This window comes from Chryseobacterium sp. II3a (genome assembly GCF_057815135.1).
In genome coordinates this window covers 18,505-43,677 of the sequence record NZ_JBYPZJ010000015.1, presented here as the reverse complement: position 1 = coordinate 43,677, position 25,173 = coordinate 18,505, and the positions used below count along the sequence as shown (strand labels likewise).

The 25,173-nt window shown below is 36.0% G+C and carries 19 protein-coding genes; 10 read left to right on the top strand and 9 right to left on the bottom strand.

The genetic code is table 11. The annotated features are described in order from the left end of the window. Positions 1-69: 69 nt before the first annotated feature. On the bottom strand, positions 70-1,074 hold the full coding sequence (locus tag AC3HD6_RS22880; protein WP_488898420.1) for an LLM class flavin-dependent oxidoreductase: 1,005 nt from the start codon (positions 1,072-1,074) through the stop codon (positions 70-72). A 238-nt stretch (positions 1,075-1,312) separates the two neighbouring features. Between AC3HD6_RS22880 and AC3HD6_RS22875 the strand changes: the two genes are divergently transcribed. Further along, positions 1,313-1,468: a hypothetical protein gene (locus tag AC3HD6_RS22875; protein WP_488898419.1), complete on the top strand. Its 156-nt coding sequence runs from the start codon at positions 1,313-1,315 to the stop codon at positions 1,466-1,468. A gap of 157 nt (positions 1,469-1,625) precedes the next feature. On the opposite strand, the gene AC3HD6_RS22870 is transcribed toward AC3HD6_RS22875, so the two are convergent. After that, positions 1,626-3,752: a helix-turn-helix domain-containing protein gene (locus AC3HD6_RS22870; RefSeq protein WP_488898418.1), complete on the bottom strand. Its 2,127-nt coding sequence runs from the start codon at positions 3,750-3,752 to the stop codon at positions 1,626-1,628. A gap of 81 nt (positions 3,753-3,833) precedes the next feature. Here AC3HD6_RS22870 and AC3HD6_RS22865 point away from each other — a divergent pair, with 81 nt between their 5' ends. After that, positions 3,834-4,286 (top strand): hypothetical protein, encoded by a 453-nt coding sequence (locus tag AC3HD6_RS22865; RefSeq protein ID WP_488898417.1) that lies wholly within the window; start codon positions 3,834-3,836, stop codon positions 4,284-4,286. A 179-nt stretch (positions 4,287-4,465) separates the two neighbouring features. On the opposite strand, the gene AC3HD6_RS22860 is transcribed toward AC3HD6_RS22865, so the two are convergent. After that, complete coding sequence (locus tag AC3HD6_RS22860; RefSeq protein ID WP_065395062.1) at positions 4,466-5,002, bottom strand: gamma carbonic anhydrase family protein; 537 nt, start codon at positions 5,000-5,002, stop codon at positions 4,466-4,468. Between the two features lie 163 nt (positions 5,003-5,165). Between AC3HD6_RS22860 and AC3HD6_RS22855 the strand changes: the two genes are divergently transcribed. The 3 genes from AC3HD6_RS22855 to hemH are packed head-to-tail and all read left to right on the top strand — an operon-like array spanning position 5,166 to position 7,631. Beyond that, complete coding sequence (locus tag AC3HD6_RS22855; RefSeq protein ID WP_068944570.1) at positions 5,166-6,044, top strand: NifU family protein; 879 nt, start codon at positions 5,166-5,168, stop codon at positions 6,042-6,044. A gap of 10 nt (positions 6,045-6,054) precedes the next feature. Further along, positions 6,055-6,591: an NADPH-dependent FMN reductase gene (locus AC3HD6_RS22850; protein WP_488898416.1), complete on the top strand. Its 537-nt coding sequence runs from the start codon at positions 6,055-6,057 to the stop codon at positions 6,589-6,591. A 5-nt stretch (positions 6,592-6,596) separates the two neighbouring features. Continuing rightward, complete coding sequence (gene hemH / locus AC3HD6_RS22845) at positions 6,597-7,631, top strand: ferrochelatase (protein ID WP_488898415.1); 1,035 nt, start codon at positions 6,597-6,599, stop codon at positions 7,629-7,631. A 69-nt stretch (positions 7,632-7,700) separates the two neighbouring features. Here the strand turns inward: hemH and AC3HD6_RS22840 are convergent, their stop codons facing one another. Further along, the gene (locus AC3HD6_RS22840) at positions 7,701-9,659 is read right to left on the bottom strand and encodes a M4 family metallopeptidase (RefSeq protein ID WP_488898414.1); all 1,959 of its coding nucleotides are present in this window, start codon (positions 9,657-9,659) and stop codon (positions 7,701-7,703) included. A 327-nt stretch (positions 9,660-9,986) separates the two neighbouring features. Beyond that, positions 9,987-11,201, bottom strand: coding sequence for a type IX secretion system plug protein (locus AC3HD6_RS22835; RefSeq protein ID WP_068944574.1), 1,215 nt, complete (start codon positions 11,199-11,201; stop codon positions 9,987-9,989). A 70-nt stretch (positions 11,202-11,271) separates the two neighbouring features. Between AC3HD6_RS22835 and AC3HD6_RS22830 the strand changes: the two genes are divergently transcribed. Then, complete coding sequence (locus AC3HD6_RS22830) at positions 11,272-11,910, top strand: MBL fold metallo-hydrolase (RefSeq protein WP_488898442.1); 639 nt, start codon at positions 11,272-11,274, stop codon at positions 11,908-11,910. Positions 11,911-12,066: 156 nt separating this feature from the next. Here AC3HD6_RS22830 and AC3HD6_RS22825 read toward each other — a convergent pair whose 3' ends face one another. The 3 genes from AC3HD6_RS22825 to AC3HD6_RS22815 are packed head-to-tail and all read right to left on the bottom strand — an operon-like array spanning position 12,067 to position 17,256. Further along, positions 12,067-14,520, bottom strand: a complete 2,454-nt coding sequence (locus tag AC3HD6_RS22825; RefSeq protein ID WP_488898413.1) for a TonB-dependent receptor — start codon at positions 14,518-14,520, stop codon at positions 12,067-12,069. Positions 14,521-14,542: 22 nt separating this feature from the next. Continuing rightward, positions 14,543-16,024, bottom strand: coding sequence for a trehalase family glycosidase (locus AC3HD6_RS22820; protein WP_488898412.1), 1,482 nt, complete (start codon positions 16,022-16,024; stop codon positions 14,543-14,545). 2 nt (positions 16,025-16,026) lie between these two features. Beyond that, positions 16,027-17,256: an MFS transporter gene (locus AC3HD6_RS22815; RefSeq protein WP_488898411.1), complete on the bottom strand. Its 1,230-nt coding sequence runs from the start codon at positions 17,254-17,256 to the stop codon at positions 16,027-16,029. A gap of 123 nt (positions 17,257-17,379) precedes the next feature. Here AC3HD6_RS22815 and AC3HD6_RS22810 point away from each other — a divergent pair, with 123 nt between their 5' ends. Continuing rightward, positions 17,380-18,288: an AraC family transcriptional regulator gene (locus AC3HD6_RS22810; protein WP_488898410.1), complete on the top strand. Its 909-nt coding sequence runs from the start codon at positions 17,380-17,382 to the stop codon at positions 18,286-18,288. Positions 18,289-18,892: 604 nt separating this feature from the next. Here AC3HD6_RS22810 and AC3HD6_RS22805 read toward each other — a convergent pair. Next, entirely contained in the window at positions 18,893-19,447 is a 555-nt protein-coding gene (locus tag AC3HD6_RS22805) for a thioredoxin family protein (protein WP_068944579.1), read from the bottom strand. 292 nt (positions 19,448-19,739) lie between these two features. Between AC3HD6_RS22805 and AC3HD6_RS22800 the strand changes: the two genes are divergently transcribed. The 3 genes from AC3HD6_RS22800 to AC3HD6_RS22790 all read left to right on the top strand — a co-directional run bounded on the left by AC3HD6_RS22800 (position 19,740) and on the right by AC3HD6_RS22790 (position 25,097). After that, the gene (locus tag AC3HD6_RS22800) at positions 19,740-20,336 is read left to right on the top strand and encodes a TetR/AcrR family transcriptional regulator (protein ID WP_488898409.1); all 597 of its coding nucleotides are present in this window, start codon (positions 19,740-19,742) and stop codon (positions 20,334-20,336) included. 375 nt (positions 20,337-20,711) lie between these two features. Beyond that, positions 20,712-21,872 (top strand): efflux RND transporter periplasmic adaptor subunit, encoded by a 1,161-nt coding sequence (locus AC3HD6_RS22795; protein WP_488898408.1) that lies wholly within the window; start codon positions 20,712-20,714, stop codon positions 21,870-21,872. Between the two features lie 39 nt (positions 21,873-21,911). After that, the gene (locus tag AC3HD6_RS22790) at positions 21,912-25,097 is read left to right on the top strand and encodes an efflux RND transporter permease subunit (protein WP_488898407.1); all 3,186 of its coding nucleotides are present in this window, start codon (positions 21,912-21,914) and stop codon (positions 25,095-25,097) included. Positions 25,098-25,173: the final 76 nt, after the last annotated feature.

Genomic DNA, 25,173 nt, shown 5'->3' with positions numbered 1-25,173 from the left:
TTTTACTTTTTATTTGTGTGCAAAGATACTCATAAAAATAAGCATCTGCCAATTTATATGAGGGGTTTATTACGCTTTGGATAAAGAGTTCACCGCTTCTCTAATAATCTCGTAAGATCTTAATCTTTTCTGATGATCGTAAATATGTGAATTAATCATCAGTTCATCTACATTGAATCTTTCCTGGAAATCTTTAAGTTTTGCCTGGATTTCACTTTGGTCTCCGATAAAAGTATATCTGAGCTTCTGTAAAACCATAGATTTTTCCATTGGTGACCAGATTTCATCCATATCATCTACAGGCGGAGCAAAAGGTTTTCTATCATTTCTTACAATATTGATGAATGCCTGAAACAAAGTGGTTGACATTTTATGAGCTTCTTCCGAAGTTTCTGCAGCAACTCCATTTACACAGGCAATGATATAAGGTTTATCTGAATATTGTGAAGGCTGAAAATGTTCCCTATAAATTTTAAAAGCCATTTCCATTTGTTCGGGAGCAAAATGTCCAGCAAAAGCATATGGCAATCCAAGTTCTGCCGCCAGCCATGCGCTGTCTGTACTGGATCCTAAAATATATAGTGGAATATCTAATCCTTCTCCCGGAATAGCCCGAACCATTGCGTCTGCATTGTCCTTAGAAAAATACCTTTGAAGCTCTAAAATCTGTCTTGGAAACTGCTCATTGATAATGGCAGGATTTCTTCCTAAAGCCTGAGCAGTTAATCCGTCTGTTCCGGGAGCTCTTCCCAGTCCAAGATCTATTCTACCCGGGAATAGGGATTCCAATGTTCCGAATTGTTCTGCAATGATTAATGAGCTGTGATTAGGCAACATAATTCCACCTGATCCTACTCTGATTTTTTTTGTTCCATTGGCAATAAAACCAATTAAAACAGAGGTTGCTGAACTGGCAATGCTTTCCATATTGTGATGTTCCGCCAGCCAGAATCTTTTATAGCCTAAACTTTCTGCGTGATTGGCTAAGGACAAACTGTCCTGAAAAGTATCATGAATGCTTTTTCCTTGCTTTACCGGTGCAAGGTCTAAAACAGAAATTTCAAAATTTTTCATATTGAGATGTTATTTTTAAGGTGATATAAAATCTCCTTTTTCTAAGTGGTATTAAAAGCCATACAAATGTAAGACATCTGAGCTGCATTAGTTACTTTTTGTAATTAATAGGATCTATTGATGAGTTCAGGGAAAAACTATTGGAATTGAATTTTTATTTAAATGATTTTAATTATAAACTTTTGGAAAAAATTAATGACTTATTTTCTCAGAAAGTATTCACAAAAAAACTTTCATCATGAGCCTTGTGGTGGCTGCAATTGCATCTTCTTGTAGTAAAAGTAATACAACCGAAACCCAAGCTACAGCAGTGAATGCTGCCAACCTTAAAACAGGTCACTTGGACGGTCAGGAGATCACATATAATGACATACTGGCCAAATTCCTATTCTAAAAATGGACAACCTACTATTAAGAGAGCTAATAATATTACTTTCACTTACAATAGAACAGTATTTACCACCGGAAATATCAATACTACTAATGCGATGTATCCTTAATTGATACATCAGACTCCTATTAATATAATTCAAAAGCAAGAAAAGAATTCCCTAGGAATTCTTTTCTTTTTTATAGTTGTAGTGATTGATTAAGATTCTGATTTCATTAAATTCAAAATGACTTGGCAGAGCATTTTTCCACTCTGTTAAAGTCTCGTGCGGATTTTTATAAAACTCATCTTCAAAAGCTTTGATTTTATCTGAGGTAATGACTCTGGAAATATCCAACAACCCTTGTTCTGCAAATTTCGCCAGGTGCCCGATCACGGTTTCTTTAACCAATCCTCTTTCCAATGCAATTTCACCAATAGTCTTTCCTTGTTCAAAAAGTTGGAAAGTAAGAACCTGTGAAGGAACTTTAGCAATTTTCATACTGACTTCCTTATCATTCTTTTCATCCAGAAGCCTTACTTCCAGAAGGTGAATATCTTTTAAACTGTTGAGGTATTCTTCAATATCTTCCAGCCAGCTTTTTACTTCTTCATTGTACTGCTTCAGCCCTTTTGCACCTTTAATTTCAGCATAAAACTCTTTCAACGGATCAAAAATTTTATTTCTGGTTTCAGTAAAGAAGAAATTAACAGCCCCTTTTGATTTGCTTTCAATTTCTGACCATTGTTCTTTCTGCTCAATGAAATTATTTACTTTCTGGAAGATAATACGTTCCAGTTTTTCAAAGATTTTCCCAAGATTGGAAGCTTCGTGTTTCAGCTGAAGGTAAAGCTGATTGGCTTTAACACGGTCTATATTTTTAGTCGCAGAAGAAAGTTTGTTCCACTCCTCCACTTCATTTAAAAACCACATGCAATCAACAGTACGAAGTACTTTTCTGATGCTGTAATCATATTTTTCCTGATTCAGAATAGCTTCTACATGATCGTTAGCCACCGTATTGCTATGGAAACTCAGGATTCTGTTATCTTTAAAAATAACTTCAGGAGTAATTTTTGATTTCAAAACAATCCCTTCCAACGTTCTACAACGTGATAAAGCCACATATACCTGGCCAGCTGTAAAGCTTTTCCCTGCATCAATAATGACCTTATCAAAAGTAAGTCCCTGGCTTTTATGGATGGTAACAGCCCATGCTAATTTAATCGGAAATTGTTCAAAACTTCCCAATACTTCTTCTTTGATGGTTTTATCCGTATCCAGGAAATATTTTTTCTGCTCCCAGGTTTCTTTTTTTACAGTAATTTCTTTTTCGCTTTCATCCAGAACAACACGAATTTCATCTTCATCCAACCCAATGATTTCACCAAGCTTTCCATTGAAATATTTCTTTTCTCCGGAAATATCATTTCTGATGAACATAATCTGAGCTCCTATTTTCAGTTCCAAAAACTGGTCATTCGGAAATTGATTTTCTTTAAAATCCCCAACCAGCTTTGCTTCATAGGTTTTGGCATCCACTTTTATTTCTTTAAGCTTTTCCTGATTGATCTCATCTGCCATCTTATTGTGGGAACACAGGTAAACGTAAGATTCTTTACCCATATCAAAATCGGGATCATATCTTTTGTTCAAATGATCGAAATCGATATTTGCTACATCACCATCACGGATTGCATTTAATATTTCCAAAAACTCAGTATCAGATTGTCTATACACTTTCGTAAGCTCAATGGTAACAATCGGAATGTCTTTGATGGCATGGCTGTCAAAAAAGAATGGAGAATCATAATACATTTTAAGGATATGCTCATCTCTCACTACTGGCGGAAGCTGAAACAAATCTCCAATAAACAGCATCTGTACTCCACCAAACCTTTGATTATTTCGTCTGATAAACCGTAAAGAAAAATCCATCATATCCAGAACATCCGCTCTCAACATGGAAACCTCATCAATAATAATGATCTCAACCTCTCTTAGAAGCTTGAGCTTATCTTTACGATATTTGAAATGTGGCATCAGGTCGGCAATATTATTAGCCAAACTGGTATCTATCCTTTCCGTCGTAGGCAGAAAAGTTCTCAGAGGCAATCCGAACATGGAATGGATGGTTACTCCACCCGCATTAATTGCTGCAATTCCCGTAGGAGCAATCACTACATGCTTTTTCTTTGTTCTTCTTACAAAATCGTTAAGAAATGTTGTTTTTCCCGTTCCAGCTTTCCCTGTCAGGAAAACACTTCTGTTGGTGTACTCTATTAAGTCAAAAAAATGATTGTTCATCGTTGTCAAAAATACGGAAATGAATTTGATTTTCTTACCTTGGCATAAGTTTTGAAAATTCTTAAAAAGAAAAAGTTTATTGTGAAAAAATTTTTACTCTATATCCCTGTAATAGTATTATGTACTACTTTAACGCTGGTTTCCTGTAATTCAACAAAAAATCTTGATACCAATCTTCCTATTGATATTGCCAACCGACCTGCTGATGATGAAAGCCAAAAGTATGATCAGGCACAGCTGGATAAATTAAAAGCATCCATTGAAGCTGAAGCCAAAGGGGAAAATTGTACGGATGGCAGTGGATGGACATTTGCGCCTATGGGAGTAAAATCTTGTGGCGGCCCTCAGCAATACATTGCTTATTCTAAAAAAATTGAATCTTCAATTCTGCCAAGAATCAATGAATATACCGACAAAGTAAGGATTTTTAACGAAAAATATAATATTACTTCTGACTGTACGGTCATTGCTCCTCCAGCATATGTTAAATGCATCAAAGGAGAGGCAAGACTGATTACACCAGAATCAAAATAAAAAATAAAGCAAAGGTTCTATATCAAATCAATACTAAGACTTGATATACAAAGCTCCGTCGGAAGACAGAGCTTTTGTTATATTTGAAAATTTGAGATTTGAAGTTTGAGATTAACCAGTAATTCCCTAAAGACCTTGAGTCCGAAATCACGTATTCAGCACCTTGAATCACGCATCAGTTAAAGCTCATAGTCTTTCACATTCTCCTTATACCATGACGAATATTTCACATAATTGTCGGCAATTCTATTTACTTCCCCTTCCAATAACTGGGCATTGATATCTTTGATTTTTTTAGCAGGAACTCCACCCCAGACCTCTCCGGACTTAATATGTGTTCCCTGAGTCACTACAGAACCTGCTCCTACAATTGAGTTTTCTTCAACCAGGCAGTCATCCATTACAATTGCTCCCATTCCGATCAGTACATTATCTTTAATGGTACATCCATGAACAATAGCATTATGCCCAATAGAAACATTATTTCCAATATTCAACGGGTGTTTCTGATAGGTACAGTGCAACATTGCGTTATCCTGAACATTTACCTTATCTCCCATTTTAATATAATGAACATCTCCTCTGATGACTGCATTATACCAAACACTGCAGTCTTTTCCCATCGTAACATCTCCGATAATGGTAGCGGTTTCAGCTAAAAACGTATTCTCTCCGATCTGTGGTATTTTTCCTAAAAGTTCTTTTATAAGTGCCATAAGTATTAATTTGAAAATTTAAAAATAGGCCAATTTGAAAATTAAAATATACTATCTCTTTATGTATATAAGTTCTAAATTACAGCGATAGCAAAAATCTAACTCTCAGTTTCCAGCTTCTAACTTCTAATGCGTATTTTTGTATCTCAAATTTAACGAAAAAATGCGTACCGTACTTATAGAACCAACTGAAAACCCAAAAGTGATGAAATTTGTTGCAGATTACAACTTGATTCCGGGGTCTTTGGAGTTGGACAGAACTTCAGATGTTTCAGAAATTCCTTTAGCACAGGAACTTTTCAATTATCCTTTTGTAGAAAGAATTTTCATTACAGCTAATTTTGTAGCTGTTGCAAAACAGGACACTATTGAATGGGAACATGTAGCTGAAAGTCTGAAAAATGTGATTGAAGACGAGTTATTGGCCAACCCAAGAATTTACCTTCAAAAGAAAAAAGAGATGTATCAGATCTATTCTGAGATGACTCCTAACCCGAATGTAATGAAGTTTGTTTCCAGCAAACTGCTTATGGAAGGGTTTGTAGAAGTAAAATCAAGAGAAGCGGCAGAAGAAGTTCCTTTAGCAGCAGCTATCTTCAATGAATTTGATTTTGCAAAAGAAGTTTTCATCTCTGATAATTTTGTGGCTGTTACCAGAGATAATTCCGTAGAATGGCATGAGGTAATGATCACAGTTCGTGCTCTTATCGCGGATTACCTGCAGAATGGTGGTGAAATTTCCAACATTGAACCTCAAAAACATGAAAATCCTGTAGAAAAGATCATCAACAGAGATTATACGGATGATGAGCAAAAGATTTCTGACATCTTAAATGAGTATGTGGCTCCAGCGGTAGAAAATGATGGTGGAAAAATTTCTCTTATGGAATACGATGAATCTACTAAAACAGCTAAAATGCTTCTACAGGGAGCTTGCTCAGGATGTCCAAGTTCTACAGCTACATTAAAGAATGGAATTGAAAATATTTTAAAGCAATTCGTTCCTGATCTTGTAGAAAGAGTGGAAGCCGTAAACGGATAATCAATATTTCATGACTCTCCCCAAAAAGATCCTCATTATTATTGGAAGTGCTACAAAGAATTCCAATAATCAGAAGCTGATGGAACAGGTAATGGAAAAAAATTCCAATATCACATTCCAGATGTATGATGATCTTTCTGCTCTTCCTCATTTTGATACAGCATTAACTGATGTTGACACGCCTGAGGAAATTATGAAGATCAGAGATTACATTCAAGATTCAGCAGGAGTTATTATTTCTACTCCGGAATATATTTTCAGTATTCCGAGCAGATTAAAAAACCTATTGGAATGGTGTGTTTCCACGAATGTTTTCCTGGATAAACCGGTTGCTTTTATTATCGGTTCTGCCAATGGAGAGAAAGGTCATGAAGAATTATTATTAATTTTAAAAACCCTTGATGCTGTCATTGATGACAAACATCAGCTTTTAATCAAGGCGATAAAGGGCAAATTTGAGTCTGATGGCTCAGTTGAAAACAATACCTTTGTTAAAGTATTAGAATTGGTAACGGATTTTGAAAAGTCTGTTTCATCATTAAAATAAAAAAATTGAATAAAAAAGGAATTTTACTGGTCAACCTAGGATCACCAAGATCTACGGCTGTAAATGATGTAAAGGAATATCTTGATGAATTTTTAATGGATGAAAGGGTAATTGATTACCGCTGGATCTTTCGTGCACTGCTTGTTCAGGGAGTTATCCTTAAAACAAGACCTGCAAAATCTGCTGAAGCCTATAAAACGGTATGGACTGAGGAAGGTTCACCATTAATCGTCATTACTGAAAAGATTCAAAAAAAGCTTCAAAATCTGGTAGATGTACCTGTGGAAATAGGGATGAGATATGCAGAACCAAGCATTGAAACCGGAATCCAGAAATTGGTAGATCAGGGGATCTCTGAAATTGTTCTTTTTCCATTATACCCTCAATATGCAATGAGTACTACAGAAACTGTAATTGAAAAAGCAGAAGAAGTAAGAAAGAAGAAATTCCCAAAAGTAAAGATCAATTATATCCAACCTTTCTATAACAGAGATATTTATATCAACTGTCTTGCGGAAAGTATCAAGGAAAAGCTTCCTGAAAATTTTGACGCCCTTCAGTTTTCTTACCATGGAGTTCCGGAAAGGCATCTTTACAAAACAGATCCTTCGAAGACCTGTAAAATTGATGATGCCAATTGTATTAATAGCCAGGTAGATACTCACAATGCTTATTGCTACAGACATCAGTGTTACAAAACTACGGAGGCAGTGATTGCCAAAATGGGACTTCCCAAAGAAAAAACAATTATCTCATTCCAATCAAGGTTAGGGAAAGATAAATGGATTGAACCTTACACTGATGAGACTCTGGAAACCATTCCTAAAAAAGGGGTTAAAAACCTTGCTGTGGTTTGTCCTGCATTTGTATCAGACTGTCTTGAAACCCTTGAAGAGATTTCTGAAGAAGGAAAAGAACAGTTCATGCATGGCGGCGGTGAAAACTTCCACTACATTCCCTGCCTGAATGATGAAGATCGCTGGATAGAAGTGGTAAAAACACTTTGTGAAGAAAAGCTGAATGATTTTTATTTTGTATAGACGATTGAGACAATATATAAAAAGGCCGCAGAAATTTTTCTGCGGCCTTTTCTTGAAATATATTAAAACTTATTTTTTGATAAGGTTTCCGGCTTTCTGTCCGTTCACGGTTACAATATATACTCCTGGAAGCATATTGGATGGAAGCTTTATTTCCAATCTATTTGCCCCATCAGTAAGATTAACTTTTTCAGAAAGTTCTTTTCTTCCTGTTAAATTAACCACCTCTACAGTTCCTTTACCAGCTTTTCCATTAAACCCTACTGTAAATCTGTCGGTTGCCGGATTTGGGCTGATGGTATATGGAGACTCATTGACAGCAGCCGCAATAAGTCCTGCAGGAGAAGTTCCCCCACCAACTCCTACTGCATTCCAGGCATTGGTAACCTGTGTTACCTCATTACTTCCTGCACCATATAGGTCAGCGGCAGCCTGTAAAGAATAGGTTCTTGTATTGGCATAGGTGGAAGTAGAAGTAAGATAGGTAGTCAGTGTTCTGTAGGCAATAGCTCCTGCCTTATCCAATCCTATCCCGGAAACATTATATGCAAAACCATTATCGTTGGTTCCTGTTCCTCCTGTTACTAATAAGTAATACCAGAAATTAAGCACTCCTGAATTGGTGTGTACTCCACAATTGTCGTTGGTATTGGAGCTTGGAACTGCACAACCTGTAGTGGTTGCATCTTTCCAATAGGTTCCTTTATAGGTATCTGGCTGACGGTAAGCATTAGGGTTTGACATATCACGGATCACATAACTAAAATCTTCTCCCAGCGTCCAGCTTGCCTGAGTAGGTCTGGCCCAACGTTCTATGGTGTTCCCAAAAATATCAGAAAAACCTTCATTCAATGCTCCAGGTTCTCTCTGGTATACTAAATTTGCAGTTTTAGAAGTCATTCCGTGGGTAATTTCATGACCACAAACATCAATAGCAGTTAAAGGTTTTCCGCCATTCGTTGTAGAGCTTCCATCTCCATAAAGCATTCTAGATCCATCCCAGTAAGCATTGAAAATATTATTTCCATAATGAACATAAGACTTAATAGCAAAGTGATTATTGTCTATACTTTTTCTTCCGAATTTTGTAAAATAATAGTCTAATGTCATCTCAGCTCCCCAATGGGCATCGGTAGCATATTGATCTTTATTCGCATTTACGTTATTCCAGGCATTATCAGTATCTGTAAAATCTACAGCAGAAGAGAAATTAGTAGTTTTCTTAAGGTTATAGGTTTCCACCGCGGTTCCACCATTTCTTCCCGTTTCCCTTAATCTGTAGCTTCCGCCATAGGAATCTGCCACAATATTCCTGTTTCCGCTGTATACGGTAGTGGCTGTTCCAGGAGTATTTACTTCATGAATAATAGCATCTGTTCCCAAAATTTTTCCATTCTTCGCATCTACAAATACATATTGTCTGCTTAATGGCTTCTCTGCATAAATATCAAATTTATAAGCAAGTTTCAGGTCTTTAAGCGTTTCATCAGTTGGATCTGAATAGTATACAAGCTCACCTTTAGGAGCAAAACTTGCATTATCATCCTTAGATTCTTTTTTTATAAATTCCTCTTCTTCTTTATTTTGCCATTTATATTGATCTGCCCCTACAAAAGCCATAGCGCTTTGCAAAGCAATGCTTTCAGATATATTGGATTTTTTTTCCACTCCTGATGGAATTTTAAGCACCCATTTTCCGGACTGCCCCACAATTTTACCGTCTTTTGTCTGTACAGACATTACTCCATATTCAACAGGAATATCATTAACCGTTTGCTGAAACCGATGAGTTTCAAAACCTAGCTTATCTGTCTCAATTCCTAGTTTACGGGCCTGGCCTGGCGAGAGTCTTTCAGATCTTTCATCAAATAAGACAGGACTCCCCTGAAAAGTGGGTCCATTTTTATCAAATCTTAAAAAATCTGCATGTAATCCATTTTTACCGGAAATTACTTTTGATGGAGTGTTTTGACCAAAAACGAAAGAGCAGGCTGCAACGCTTACTGCTAAAATAAATTTTGTTTTCATAAATAATATTTGTTAAGTGTGAAACGAAGGTATAAACTTTTCACAATAAAACAACATGTAAATTACTTAAAATTCAATTGAAAATATAAATCATTAAATAAAACACAATAATGATTTTAAAACAAAGAGAAATATTTAAAAATAATTTTATTATTATGAAAATTTTTCATGAATTTATTTCACAAAAATCAATGTTTTGTGAATTATTTTTTTTCATCTAATAATGTTTTATTTTGAAGAGGATGATTCAAAACCGAAATTATAAGTAAAAAAATAAGGTTGTCTCGTACTGAGACAACCTTTTATTTTTAAAGTAAATTTCAAATCTTATTTTCTAACAGGAGTTCTGAATTCACCATACCCCATCAGTCCATCATAATTACGGCCGAAAGGTGCAAAGTAAAGAAATGCCTGATAAAGATTTTCCGTCTGCCAGAAGTTACCGTTCACTTCACCAAAATCTAAAGGCCCATCTCCTTGTTTTGTAGCAAGAATATAGTTATAAAATCCTTGTTTTAGGAATAACTTAGCCACATATTGTTTAGTCGCAGCATCATATTGCATCTGATTTTCTTTGCCGGGTTTAAAATTATTGAACCCACCCAGAATATAAATATCTTTATCTACCGGATCAGATTCCAGGTAAAAATATACCCAGGAATAATCTGCTTCTCTCTCAGCATCTCTTTCTCTTCCAAGATCATTTCTTCTATAATACCAGGCACCATTTACATCGGGTTGATATTGGTAATTTAAAGGGAATGCCCACACTGGATGTAAATATGTATGATTAACATCATCTTTAACTTCCACTGCACGAACCATATCCGCAGGGGTTGTCATATTTTTATTATCGAAATAATAAAATTCATTGTCTCCCGGAAAAGCAAGATTCATTTGTTGGAATAGCAGTTGGTTCCCCAAAACAGAACTTGGCTTCAAGTTGGAAACCGTCATATTAGGGTTGTTGTTCTGCATCACGTTTAAGCTCATAGAATTCACATTGGAAGAAAGATCACCCCCTTTCGGCAAAGCTTGTACTTCTACTCTCTGATTGATATCAGGTCTTTTGGCGTCAGCTATCCTTGAAACATTTACTCCTAAAGTAGCCATATCCTCCACCAGATAAAATCTTCTTTTAAAAAGAGGTTTATCAGCAGAGTCTTTATAAACGATCAGTTCATAATTCCCTGATATTTTCGGTTGAATTTTATCATTAGGAAAAGTCAGCTTGTAATGAGTATATGACTGCAATGTATTGAATGAATATTGAAACTTATCTAAAAGTGCATTCATCGTACCGGTGGCAAATTCTGTGAAAAACAAATTATCATCGTTCCAGTTTCTGTCATAGTGCTTGATCGTGTACCTATAGATCTCACTGCCATTGGTAAGATCGTCAAAACTCAACACCAGTTGTTCACCAAATTTAATGACCGGCGTTTCATCATTCGTCTGTGGGTTAAATAACTGGATGCTTTGGATATTCTGTCCATACATCAGCCCGCCCAGGGAAAGTAAGAGTATTCGCAAAGTTTTCATTATGACGAAGATAACGAAAAATAGCCATTTTCTTAATAATATCGTATTTTTGAATAAAAATATTCAGATTATGCTTCAGATTCAAGGTTTCGTATGCAACTTCGCGAGTGAGAATACCTATATTCTTTATAATGAAAATAAAAATGCCTGGCTAATAGATCCGGGAAATATGAATGAGCAGGAAACTAAGGCTATTGACAGCTTTATCAAAGAAAAAGAGCTTAACATTCAGAAAATTCTTTTAACCCATGCACATATTGATCATGTTTTAGGGCTTCAATGGGCATTTGATACTTTTAAAGTCCCAGTAAATATGCATAAAGAAGATCAGGAAGTTCTTGATATGCTTCAGGCAAGCGGAATGAGATTCGGATTCCCTGTAGATCCTGTAAAAGTAGATATTGAATACATTAACGAAGGAGAAGAACTTGATATGGATGGTGAAAAATTCAAAATTTACCATGTTCCGGGACATTCTCCAGGAAGTGTTGTTTACCATAACGAAAATCAGAAGTTCATGATCTCCGGCGATGTGCTTTTTGAAGGCAGTATTGGAAGAACAGATCTTTACAAAGGAAATTACGAGCAATTAATTGAGGGCATTAAAACTAAACTTTTTATCTTGGATCCTGAAACACAGGTTTTCTCCGGTCATGGAAATCCTACATCGATTGGTTTTGAGAAACAGTATAATCCTTTTTTTAAATAAACAGAGTTAGGTTTGAGAGTTTTAGTGTGTAAACATTTTACATGTCTTTGACGTTCTGAAAAAAATACTTGTGATATCTTACATCTACGATAACAATAAAAAATAAAAACCGTCAGGACTAGGTCCTGGCGGTTTCGAGTTATAAAGAAATAGAGTTTAGAAATCTAAAGTGATAGAAGCTCTGGCAGCGGCCCCCATAATAGGTCTTGCCATTCTGATATTGCCGGCGGGAGTTTGAGATCTTGGATCTCCTTCTGTAATTCCGATGGTATTGAATATATTGGTTCCATCAACCGCAAAACGGATTTTCCCTAGTTGATAAGACATTCCTGCTCCGAATTCTGTAAAAGAAGGTAAAATATTATCATCCGTATTTCCTTCATTCTGGAAACGTTTTCCGTAATAATTCATACTTACATAAGCTCTCCATTCTTTAGTGATATTCACCGCAGGAGAAATATTGAAATAGAATTTAGGAATTCTTCTTACTACATTTCCACTATAATCGAAGGTAGTTCCATCAGCATTTCTTCCAGTAAAATCTTTATATTTCGGATTCTGAATGGTTCCGTTGAAAGTAACTTCAAAGATATTATTGAATAATCTCGCATACCATTCAATTTCTACCCCAAAATTGGTAGTATTGGCAAATTTATTCTCCGAAGTTCCATCTGAATAAACATCCGTAAACGAAAGATTTTTAAGCGCCGAATAGAAAGGAATCACTGCAATATCGAAAGTACGGGAATAATACTTATAGCCCACTTCCAATTGATTGGTCAATACAGGCTTTACAGCATCCAGCTTCCCTATATTATTATAGTAAGCTTCTTCATTCGGAGATCTGAAACCGTGAGAAAAACGGGCATATACCGCATTTTCACGATTGATCTTATAATTGGAAGCCAATGTATAAGAAACCTTGTTGATATCATAATACCAGTAGGTGAACTGATTGCCTAAAACATTCATGTTATCATCTGCTGTTGTAGTATCAAAACCATGAGTTCCATCAACTGTTAAACCGGAATTATTAAGATTGGCTGTAGTAGTATTTACTTTATATCCTCTATAATAATCACGGCTGTAACGGATTCCTCCGTTAAAACTTAATGCATCTGTTACATTATAGTCAACATTTAAATAAAGATCATTAAGACTTCCCTGGATCTGTGAATCCCTAAGCAAAGTAGACATATCCGTCACTCCATTATAGGTTTTAGAATATCCAACACTGCTTGGGCTAAGAGATGGATCTACAAGGTTTAGCAGTTCAGGTCTGTCTGTAGCAGTGGTCAGAATATTGCTCCAGTTCCAGTATTGATGGGATTTCCAATTTGACTTATAAAATCCGGCCGTTACATTTCCTTTGTCAAATTTATAGTTGAACTGTAAATCATTCACAAAATTATTCATCTGCTTATCAATCGCCCAGAACCCAAGTTTTTGTACAAACTCTGGGTTAACTACAGCTCCACTGCTTACCAATGAATACTGATAATTCGTCATCCCCATACCTCCTTTATCAATTGGTTTTGTAGCAAAATCAGCTCCAGTTTGGGGTGCTCCGGCAGGGAAAATCCCTGTATAGTTCATATTGATATTGGTATATCTTGTTTTATTGATAACACTAAAATTTCCACCCAAATCATATTTAAACTCAGCACCCAATACATCTACTTTCGGATGAATTCCATCTTCAAGATTTCTATTGAAGAAACCACCTCCGGCCTGTGGGATATTTAACTGGCTGATTGCTCTATAACTGTAAGTACCATAATTAGGATCAAAACCATTGAATCCCTTTAATTTATCTCCATCCTGCATTAAAGGAATCGGAAGGAAGAATGTATTTCTGTCATCCAGTTTTTTATAATACACCTTTACGTAGCCTTTATCAAAGACATACTTCAGGTTCATTCTTATTTGTCCGCCATTATTAGCTTTGAATCCTGTTTTTCTGATCCCGTCATCTGATCTGTAGAAACCTCCAATATTGAAGAATAGCTTATCTTTTACTAAAGCTCCTCCTACGTTAAGATCTGTACGGATCAATCCATAAGTACTGGTTTCCAGCTTGGCGGTACCTTTAAAATCATTGGTTCCTTCTTTCGTAATAAAATTGATAAGACCTCCCGGAGAATTATTGGCATAAATAGATCCTGAACCTCCTCTTAAGGCTTCTAACCTGCTCACTGAATTATCAACACGGAAAAAATTATCAGCATTAGCAAATTGGAGTGCCCCATCTTCAAAAACCGGAAGACCATCTTCCTGAACCTGTACAAACTCGTAAGCTCCTGCGGAAGGAATACCTCTTGCAAAAAGGTTATTCCCCACTTCACCTCCTGACGTTTCTACAGCAAATCCAGGAACTCTCTGGAGCAGCGCTGCTGCACTTATTGGATTCTGTTTTTGAATTTCCTTGGCATTGAATGTGGAAATAGCGGTACTGGATTCTATTTTTTTCTTGGGATTAGAGTTCCCCGTAATCACAACCTGATCGATAGAGGAAACCTTCACAGAATCCTGCGGAGTTTCCTGTGCATATGCTTTATTGAAATACAATACAGCAGTTGCGGCGATTAAAAAGATTGATTTTTTTTTCATAGCCTTATTTTTATTGTTAGTTTCAGTTTTGTTGTAGTTTTAAATACACTCCGTTCGTCCAACCGAATCCATCCTGATTGGGATATTCCCCGCCTCCTGCTATTGTTTCCGTATCTAATGCATTGTATTTTTCCATCAATTTCCCGGTGTTCTTATACACTCTTTCTACATTCGAACACCAGTTATTTTTTATCTGCTCTGCCGTTTCATTAAACCCATAATCTTTCATCGCTTTAAAGCCTAGCCACTGATAAGGAGCCCATGCATTGGGCAAGTCCCACTGCTGGCCTGTTTTCTTAGTTGTAGTAACCAATCCTCCCGGATATAAAAACTTTTCAGAAATGGTTTCAGCCACAGCTTTTGCCTGCTTCTGATCTGCAATTCCCAGGAATAAAGGGTAAAGAGCAGCAATATGTTCAGACGGTGTTTTTGTGTTTTTTTTAATATGATAGTCTCTGTAAATCTTCGTGCTTTCATCCCAGAAGTATTTATTGATCATATGTCTTCGCTTTGCTGCTCTTTCAGTAAAATAATTTTCTTTGTTTTTCAGATGCTGAAGCGCTGATGATTTTGCCAATGTCATTTCCAAGTGCCATAAAAGACAATTTAAATCTACTTGAGCAAGGTTCAACGTTTCAATGGTCTGAATATGTTCTCCGTCTGCCAGCCATCTGCTGGAAAAATCCCAGCCAGACTCACAGGCACTTCTTATATTTCTGTAAAATTCTTCACCTGAAGCCTTCTGCTGATCTTCAATATCAATCAGATAACTTTCAGGACGAGGGTCGTTTTCAGCATCGTAATATCTGTTCAGGATATCACCATCCTGAGTTTTCACTACTCTTTTGATTCCCGTACCATTCTCTACCTCCTCTTCCCCACTCATCCAGAAAGCGTACTCTTTCTCTAAAGTATCATGATATGTTGAATAAATAGTTTCGTCATTCGTGGTCTCAACCAAAAGGTCCAGCATCAATGAAAAATAAGGAGGCTGTGAACGGCTTAAAAAATGAGTTCTGCTTGCATTAGGAACAAAGCCGACATTTTGAATCAGGTAAGAACAATTTTCCACAATATTCTCCATCATTTCTACTCTGCCTGAAACCTGTAATCCAAGCATAATAAAATAGCTATCCCAATAAAAAAACTCATTAAAACGTCCCCCTGGAACGATATATGGTTTTGGTAATTTTAAAAGTGTTCCTTTTTCTTCATAAGCTGTGCGGGTCAATTCATCCCAAAGCTTTTCTATATGCTGGCCAATAGGAAGATGATCTTCTCTCTGAATAAAAACTTTAGCCCCCAGAAAATCAAAATGAGTCATCACAAAATTCTTCAGATCAAAACCTGCGGCACTTTTTTCCTCTTCATATTTTGCATTGATCTCTGCAATTGGAAATAAAGGAACGGCATCGGTCATCATTTTCTGATCTTCAAAAATTTCCGATTTCTGTACGGCATCAAAAAGCACCTGTATTTCTTTGATATAAAGTTGATTACTCATGGTTATTTTTTAGGGTTAATTTTTAATTTATTCATGAAAATTGCTGAGATGATCAACAATGAAAGCGGGATCAGGGATAAATAAAAGGCTTGTTGCCCACTGAATTCCTGAAACACAAAACCTGTAATGATAGAGCCTATTGTTCCTCCAATAGCTGAAAAAACAACGATCAATCCAGACATTGCGCTGTGTAAGTATTTAGGAATGGAAGCCAAAATCACCGAGTTGATACTCGGATAAATTGGAGCCAGTAAACCTCCCATTAATGGAAATAAATACACTACAAGCGGCGCATTCAGCCAATTTGTACCTGTATCAATATGAATGTTATGTGTCAATGGAAGGACCAGGAGTAAACTTACAGCAAAACCAATCACACAGAATGACACCACATAAATCCAGCTGATTTTTCTGGAAAAGAAACCGGATAAAAATCTTCCCAGCGCAAAAGCTCCTGCCAAAACGGCTCCTGCCTGAATACTCATAGAGGTTGGAACTTTTAAAATTTCTTTATAAAATGTGGGAGTCCATGTCTGAAAACTCTGCTCTACCAATACAAAAAGGAATGCGCAGAGTAAAAAGAACAATACTTTTTTATAGCTGAATAAACTGACACTGTTCTTTAGATCACCTAATAAATCGGTTTTCTCACTTCTCGCCTCTTTTTCATTAAGCTTTGAAAAGAATAAAAATAAAAATGACAGGGATGAAAGTATTCCTAACACCCAATACACATTCAGCCAATGGGTAGATTTCGGATTATGATCGTCAATATATAAACTGAATAAAACATTTCCTGCCAATACACCAATCATAAAAAAACCTTCCAGAAATCCCATAAAGCTTGAATGCTCTTTATCTGTTTCTGTCACCAAACCGATGGAAGTAAAAACAGAAATTTTAATCAGTGCAAAAGAAACTCCTACAATGGCAAATAATACTTTGAAGACCCAAAAATCATTGGTAAACGGCATCACAAAACACATTCCGCTTACCAGAAATAAGGCAATCAACATGGAGCTCTTAATTCCGATTTTGGGAAGAAAAGAAGCAAGAATGAATGAACAGATGGCAATCGGAAGATCTTTAAAGCCTTCCAATACACTCGCAGATGATTTTGAAATACCAAAGTTCTGCTGTACCTGCAAAATCACTGTTCCCACAGAATTCAGAAGAATTGCGAAAACAAAATAGTTCAAAAATAAAACCGCCTTGATGTTGAAGTTTTTCATTCAGGTTATTTCTTTGTGGCTAAGATAGAAGCATTTTTGTTCACAATAATTTAACACAATAAATCAATATTTGAACAATATTAATATAATTAGTATTTTTAGCAATTAAATATGATTAATTAAATGAAAGTTACTTTTGAAAGAGTAATTCCCAATGAAAAAAGCTCCTTTCGGACAATTCATAATAATTCCCCTATTTCAGAGTTCAAATGGGAGTACCATTACCATCCCGAAATTGAGCTGGTCTGTGTTATTTCCGGGAATGGAACCCGTCACGTTGGCTATCATAAAAGCAATTACACTCATGGAGATCTTGTGCTGATTGGTTCCAACATTCCCCATTCAGGATTTGGATTAAATTCTATTGATCCTCATGAAGAAATAGTCCTTCAGTTTAAGGAAGAAATTCTCCAATTCCCCCAACAGGAAGTAGAGGCCCGATCCATCAAAAACTTGCTGGAGCTTTCAAAATATGGTATTCATTTTCATCATAAGGTAAAAAAAGCTATGCTTCCGAAACTCAGACTTATGCTTGAATCGGAAGGCTATAAAAGATATTTACTCTTGCTGGAAATCCTTTTTGAACTGTCAAAGTGTAACGATTATGACCTTTTGAATAAAGAAATCATGCCTTATACTATTATTTCAAAGAACAAAACCCGCCTTGAAAATATTTTCACTTATGTAGAGCATCACTATGATAAGGAAATCAATATTGAAGACGTTGCAAAACTGGCAAACCTGACTTTACCGGCCTTTTGTAATTTCTTTAAAAAAGCAACTCAGATCACTTTTACAGAATTTGTGAACCGATATAGAATCAATAAGGCCTGTCTTCTGATGGCTCAGGATAAATCTATTTCAGAATGCAGCTATCATTGTGGCTTCAATAATGTGACCTATTTCAACAGGATGTTTAAAAAGTATACGGGGAAAACGCCATCAGAGTTTATTAAGGATTATGCTCATAACAAAGTGAATGTCTATAAATCTCTCTCAGATCAAGCAAATTTCGCAGATATTGCCGGATAAGAAAATCAGAGATTTTCTAAACTTATGTGCGCTTCTTATACAGTATACTTTTAACTTAAAAAATTACTTAAATGTTTAAAATCTTTTGTGGCTTTTGTGGTTACAATAGCCTCTGCAAATTGTAAAATTTTATTTTCCCACAGATTTACACAGATGTTTTTTTAATATTTCTCCTCTGGTTTTCCAAATTGGTATCCTTGTCAATGTTTATAATCTTGACAAGGATATTTTAAAATTCAGCCACTAATATAAAATTCAGCTGATGTTTAACTTAAGATTTTTAATTTACATTCCGACATTGTGGATAACTTTTTCACAAAATAAACTATACTTATTTTTGAAAAAGCCCTTAACAAATGGCTTTATAACCCATTGATATTGGATTAGATACTTAAATATATTTTTTATAATTTCATATTGTGGATAACTTTTTTCTACAGATTCATACAGAGGTTTACATATAAAATACCTTAATAAAAAACCTGCATAATCACCTAAATCAGCGAGAAAAATACTCTATAAAGACTTGAAAATTTATAGAAACAAAAAAGCTGTTCCAAAAAAGAACAGCTATATATTATTACAAGTAAGAATGTAAGGAAAATTACTTCCATTTAATATTACATCCCATGCTTGGTCTCTGAATTTCTTCCTGTGGTTCTCCAGCTAAAAGATTCTCAAAAGCAATAATCAGATCTTCTCCGGTAACATCTTTATTATTTCCAGGTCTTGAATCATCCATCTGGCCTCTGTAGACAAGATCCAATTTATCATCAAAGAAATAGAAATCAGGAGTACACGCAGCTTCGTAAGCTTTTGCAATAGCCTGGCTCTCATCAAATAAATAGGGAAAATCAAAATTTCTTTCAATCTGGAATTCTATCATTTTTTCAGGAGAATCATCCGGATATTTTTCAATATCGTTAGCGTTGATCGCGATGAATTCAATTCCTTTTTCATTATAGTCTTCATATAATTCATTAATCTTATCAATTACGTGAAGAACAAATGGGCAGTGGTTACACATGAAGATAACCAATGTTCCTTTTTCTCCTTTCAGTTCTTCTAAAGACTGAAGTTCATTCGTTTTTGACGGGTTTGGAAGCTCAAAAAACGGAGCTTTTGTACCTAATGCCAACATATTGGAGGGAGTATTCATATCCTTTTTCTTTAGTTTCACAAAGATAGAAATTTCTTTGGTTATATGGTAAGGAAGATGGGTGCTGGAAGATGGAAGTTATTCTTCCCAATATATTTATCGAGTGAAACTATATACTTTATTAATTTTTACAATAATTTCAAAATTGCACACTTTAAACTACTTCCAGTACCCATTCTTCCAAATTCCAGACTGTCTTAAACTCTTTCTTTTTTTATGAAAATCAAAATAACATTTGGAAGATATCTTTAAAAGTTTGTAGTTTTGCTAACACCGTTAGAAAAGAATATCAATGGGTCTACATGAACGTCGTCAAAGAGAAAAAGAATCCATCCGTGCAAGTATCTTGCAGGCTGCATTCACTTTGGCTAAATCTGAAGGCTGGGCATCACTTTCCATGCGCAAAATAGCAGACGCTATTGAATACAGTGCACCGGTGGTGTATGATTATTTCGAAAATAAGGATGCTATTCTATTTGAAATTTCATTAGATGGTTTCCATAAATTACATATAGAATTATTAAAGGCACAGCAGCAGTATAACACCCCTGAAGAACAGCTTACAGCTTTAGTAGATGCTTACTGGGATTTCGCTTTTAATAATAAGGAATATTATCAATTAATGTTTGGTTTGGGAATGCAATGCTGTGGAAAAGGGCAGATGAAAAAGGAATTCTCCTCATTCCAGGACTTGATTTACGAATGTACTTATAACATTATTGAAAAGAACGGATCAAATACGGATAACGCATGCCATATGTCTCACGCTTTATTTTCAGCGGTTCATGGAATGATTTCTATTATGATGATGCGTACAGGCGATATTCCTTCTACTATGAATAAATCGACTTTAGATGAAACTGTTTCGTCTTTTATTAAGTCTTTATAATATATTTTTTTGAACTAAAATTAACACTGTTAGGAAATTTAACACTGAATTAATATAACTCAATGCTATAATCCTGGCAAAAAACAAAAACTATTTTTATGCAAAACTCTACTTCATTGAATTGTTAAAGGTACTTATTTTTCTTTTAAAATTAACACCGTTAGCAAAATTAACACAATTTACACCTCACACCTTCATATACTTAAATACATTAAAAACAATTTTCAATTATGGAAACAATCGATCTGATCGGACATTAAAAATTCTGTAATTTTTTTTGAACAAATTATTAACACTGTTAGGAAAAAAAACAGCATTTATTAAAAAGAAAACATTACTTCAATCTAACACTTCATTAAAAAAATTAAATTAACAATGAACATACCTGGAAAAACAAGGTTTATTGTACTTATATCAAGTATAATTCTTTTACAGAGCTGCACGAAGGCTGCGGAAGGATCCAATACTGCACCTCCAGCTCCTGAACTTCCGGTTTATACCGTTATCACCTCTCCTGCTACCACCTATCAAGAATTCCCAACAGCTTTGGAAGGGAAAAATAATGTGGAAATCAGATCTCAGGTTGATGGATATCTTGATAGAATTTATGTAGAAGAAGGCGCCTATGTAAGAGCCGGACAGCCTTTATTTAAAATAGATTCAAGAAGCTATGGTGAGCAAATGAATATGGCTCAGGCTAATCTTCAGGCTGCCAATGCCAATATACAGAAAGCTAAAGTAGAGGTTGACAGACTCCAGCCTTTAGTAGCAGCAAAAGTGGTTTCTGATGTACAACTTAAAACAGCAAAAGCCAACTATGAAGCAGCTGTAGCAGCATCTGCACAAGCCAGAGCATCTGTGGGAAGCGCCAAAATCAATGTAGGATTTACCACCATTACAGCACCGGTAAGCGGATATATTGGTAGAATTCCTTTCAAAAAAGGAAGTTTAATCTCCAGAACAGATCCTAATCCATTGACTTTATTATCAGACATTAGTGAAATCTATGCTTATTTCTCTTTAAGCGAGCTTGATTTTATTGCATTTCAGAATAAATATCCGGGAGCAACTTTAGAAGAAAAGTTAAAAAATATGCCAATGGTAGATTTGGTTATTGCTGACAACAGTACTTACCCAGAAAAAGGAAGATTAAGTATTGTAGACGGACAGTTTGACAAAACAACAGGAGCCATCAGTGTACGTGCGGTTTTCCCTAATGCGAACGGATCATTGAGAACCGGAAATACAGGTAGAGTACGCATGCCGCAACTGATTTCAAATGCAGTGGTTATTCCACAAGAGTCTACTTTTGAAATTCAGGATAAAACCTATGTCTATGTAGTTGGGAAAGATCAAAAGGTAATGGGGAAACCTATTAAAATATCAGGAAAAACAGACAGTTATTACTTTATTTCCGAGGGACTTTCACCAGGAGAAAGGATTGTCTATACCGGAATCGGAAGCCTGAAAGATGGGGTATCCATCAAACCTAAGACTATTTCTTCGGACAGTTTATTGAGAGCAAAACCTTTGTAAATATTCTGAAAACAGAAGACTTAAAAAAATAAACTTCTTATGTTAAAACAATTTATAGAAAGACCGGTACTATCCACGGTCATCTCCATAATACTCTTATTATTGGGAGCCTTGTCTCTCTTTAATTTGCCTATTGCCCTCTTTCCTGATATTGCACCACCAAGCGTTCAGGTAACGGCTTTTTATCCGGGAGCGAATGCTGAAGTAGTGGCTCGTTCTGTAGCAACTCCTATTGAGGAAGCTGTAAATGGGGTTGAAAACATGACCTACATGACTTCCAACTCCAGTAATGACGGAACCATGACGCTGAGCGTTTTCTTTAAGCAGGGATCTGATCCTGATAACGCAGCAGTAAATGTTCAAAACCGGGTATCAAAAGCCATGAGCCAGCTTCCTCAGGAAGTGGTACAAGCCGGAATTTCTACTCAGAAAGTTCAGAACAGTATGATCATGTTTATGGGATTATCCAGTGATGATCCAAAACAATACGATGAACTATTTTTACAAAACTATCTTAAAATCAATGTAATTCCGCAGATTCAGCGTATCCCTGGAGTTGCCCAGGCTCAGGTTTTCGGAACAAGAGACTATTCCATGAGAATCTGGCTAAAACCAGATCGATTAGCTGCTAATAACCTTTCTCCACAGGAAGTTTTGAATGCCATCAAAGATCATAACCTTGAAGCAGCACCAGGACGTCTAGGACAGGGAAGTAAGGAAACTTATGAATATATCCTTAAATATAAAGGAAAACTAAACAAAGGTGAAGATTACGAAAGCATTGCCATTAAAGCGAATAGTGATGGTTCATTCTTAAGATTAAAAGATGTAGCAAGAGTAGAATTTGGTTCTTACACCTATACTGCAACAAATAGAGTAGACGGAAAACCTGTTGCTGGATTTGCCATCCTTCAAACAGCAGGGTCTAATGCTAATGAGATCCTTACTGAGATTGAAAAACAGGTAGATCAGTTCAGTACTACTCTACCTAAGGGAGTAAAACCGATTATCATGTATAATTCCAAGGATTTCCTTGACGCGTCTATCCATCAGGTAGTAGAAACATTAGTGATTGCATTCATCCTGGTATTTATTGTAGTCTTTATTTTCCTTCAGGATTTCAGATCTACTTTAATCCCGGCGATTGCAGTGCCTGTAGCCATCATTGGTACCTTCTTCTTCCTTCAGTTATTTGGGTTCAGTATTAATATGCTTACATTATTTGCATTGGTATTGGCCATTGGTATTGTAGTGGATGATGCTATTGTAGTCGTAGAAGCAGTCCATTCTAAAATGGAACAGACAGGAATGCCTGTAGAGCATGCAACGATGAACTCTATGAGTGAGATCTCCGGTGCCATTATTTCCATTACGTTAGTGATGTGTGCGGTATTTATTCCGGTAGGCTTTATGCAGGGACCTGCAGGAGTTTTCTACAGACAATTTGCATTCACGTTAGTAATTGCTATCCTGATCTCAGCAGTCAATGCATTGACATTAAGCCCAGCTTTATGCGCAATGTTTTTAAATGATCCTCAGGGAGAACATGGTGAGCATGGTCACAAAAAAGGGTTTGGAGCAAGATTTTTCAATGCATTTAATGCAAGCTTCAACAATATGACCAAAAAATATATTTACAGCCTTAAATTTTTGGTTAAAAACAAATGGGTTGCTATTGGAGGTCTTGTTTTAATTACAGCAGCGAGCATTTTCATGATTAAAAAAGCACCTTCAGGATTTATTCCAACGGAAGACCAGGGATTTGTACTGTATGCGGTAAATACACCTCCGGGAAGTTCATTAGAAAGAACACACAGAGCCACTGAGCAGATTGATAAAATAATTAATGGGGAAAAAGCAACCAATCACCTTTGGGTGGCCGATGGAATGAACTTCATCAGTAACGCTAACGCTTCTCCTTATTCTGCAGGTTTCATTAAACTTAAAGATTACGATAAACGTGGAGAAATGAAAGATCCGGATCAAATTGCTGCTGCACTGACTGGTAAAGTAAGCCAGGTAAAAGATGCCAATGCTTTCTTCTTCAATTTCCCTACCATTCAAGGATTTGGTAACGTGTCCGGATTTGAATTTATGCTGCAGGATAAAACCAACGGTTCTTTCGAACAATTGGGAACCACCACCCAACAATTCATTGGTGAATTGATGAAACGTCCGGAAATTGCATTTGCCTTTACAACATATGCAGCCGGAAACCCGCAATACACGATTGATGTAGATACAGATAAAGCCAATCAGCTGGGTGTTTCGGTAACAGAATTGATGCAGACCATGCAGATTTATTACGGAAGTAGCTTTGTTTCAGATTTCAACAGATTTGGGAAATATTATAGAGTAATGGCTCAGGCAGATATTCCTTACCGTACGGATATTAATTCTTTGGAAGGAATCTACGTGAAAAACAAATCAGGAGAAATGGTTCCTGCTAAGACCCTGGTTACTTTAAAAAGAACTTTTGGACCTGAAACTGTAACCAGAAATAACCTATTCAACGCGGTAACCATCAATGGTACTCCAAAACCTGGATACAGTACCGGAGATGCCATCAAAGCAGTGGAAGAAGTTGCCCAGAAATCACTACCGAGAGGTTATGGTTATGAATGGACAGGAATTACTCGTGAAGAGATCAAAACAGGCGGACAAACTACATTTATCTTCTTATTAAGTATCTTATTTGTGTACTTCCTGTTAGCAGCTCAATATGAAAGTTATATTCTTCCGTTTGCTATTATCTTAACCATTCCAACAGGAATATTCGGGGTATTTGCCTTCACAGGGCTGGCAGGAATTGATAACAATATCTATGTACAGGTTGGATTAATCATGTTGGTTGGATTATTAGCAAAAAATGCCATCCTGATTGTAGAATTTGCTGTCCAGAGAAGAAAAGCAGGAAGATCTCTTATTGAATCTGCCCTTCAGGCTTCAAGATTACGTTTGAGACCAATCCTTATGACTTCTTTTGCCTTCATCGTAGGGATGCTTCCATTGGTTTGGACTCAGGGAGCTTCAGCAAAAGGAAACCACTCTATTGGCTATAGCACTGTAGGTGGAATGCTTACAGGAGTAGTATTCGGAATTTTCATTATTCCTGTGATGTATGTGGTTTTCCAATATCTGCATGAAAAAATGCCAAGCAGAAAAAAGAAAAGATTGCTGAAAAAACAAATGGAAGAAGAACTTTTAGCTTCAACTATTAATTAAGTGATATAAAAAATGGAATTTATAAAACCACAAAAGTCACGAAAATCATAAACATCTAAGTTAAAGGCTACAGACA

Coding starts and splice junctions, on each gene's coding strand:
- AC3HD6_RS22790 (WP_488898407.1), top strand. CDS start 21,912: ATGTTAAAACAATTTATAGAAAGACCGGTACTATCCACGGTCATCTCC.
- AC3HD6_RS22805 (WP_068944579.1), bottom strand. CDS start 19,447: ATGAATACTCCCTCCAATATGTTGGCATTAGGTACAAAAGCTCCGTTT.
- AC3HD6_RS22795 (WP_488898408.1), top strand. CDS start 20,712: ATGAACATACCTGGAAAAACAAGGTTTATTGTACTTATATCAAGTATA.
- AC3HD6_RS22870 (WP_488898418.1), bottom strand. CDS start 3,752: ATGAACAATCATTTTTTTGACTTAATAGAGTACACCAACAGAAGTGTT.
- AC3HD6_RS22835 (WP_068944574.1), bottom strand. CDS start 11,201: ATGAAAACTTTGCGAATACTCTTACTTTCCCTGGGCGGGCTGATGTAT.
- AC3HD6_RS22880 (WP_488898420.1), bottom strand. CDS start 1,074: ATGAAAAATTTTGAAATTTCTGTTTTAGACCTTGCACCGGTAAAGCAA.
- AC3HD6_RS22840 (WP_488898414.1), bottom strand. CDS start 9,659: ATGAAAACAAAATTTATTTTAGCAGTAAGCGTTGCAGCCTGCTCTTTC.
- AC3HD6_RS22810 (WP_488898410.1), top strand. CDS start 17,380: ATGAAAGTTACTTTTGAAAGAGTAATTCCCAATGAAAAAAGCTCCTTT.
- AC3HD6_RS22815 (WP_488898411.1), bottom strand. CDS start 17,256: ATGAAAAACTTCAACATCAAGGCGGTTTTATTTTTGAACTATTTTGTT.
- AC3HD6_RS22850 (WP_488898416.1), top strand. CDS start 6,055: ATGACTCTCCCCAAAAAGATCCTCATTATTATTGGAAGTGCTACAAAG.
- AC3HD6_RS22820 (WP_488898412.1), bottom strand. CDS start 16,024: ATGAGTAATCAACTTTATATCAAAGAAATACAGGTGCTTTTTGATGCC.
- AC3HD6_RS22860 (WP_065395062.1), bottom strand. CDS start 5,002: ATGGCACTTATAAAAGAACTTTTAGGAAAAATACCACAGATCGGAGAG.
- AC3HD6_RS22855 (WP_068944570.1), top strand. CDS start 5,166: ATGCGTACCGTACTTATAGAACCAACTGAAAACCCAAAAGTGATGAAA.
- AC3HD6_RS22875 (WP_488898419.1), top strand. CDS start 1,313: ATGAGCCTTGTGGTGGCTGCAATTGCATCTTCTTGTAGTAAAAGTAAT.
- AC3HD6_RS22825 (WP_488898413.1), bottom strand. CDS start 14,520: ATGAAAAAAAAATCAATCTTTTTAATCGCCGCAACTGCTGTATTGTAT.
- AC3HD6_RS22830 (WP_488898442.1), top strand. CDS start 11,272: ATGCTTCAGATTCAAGGTTTCGTATGCAACTTCGCGAGTGAGAATACC.
- AC3HD6_RS22800 (WP_488898409.1), top strand. CDS start 19,740: ATGGGTCTACATGAACGTCGTCAAAGAGAAAAAGAATCCATCCGTGCA.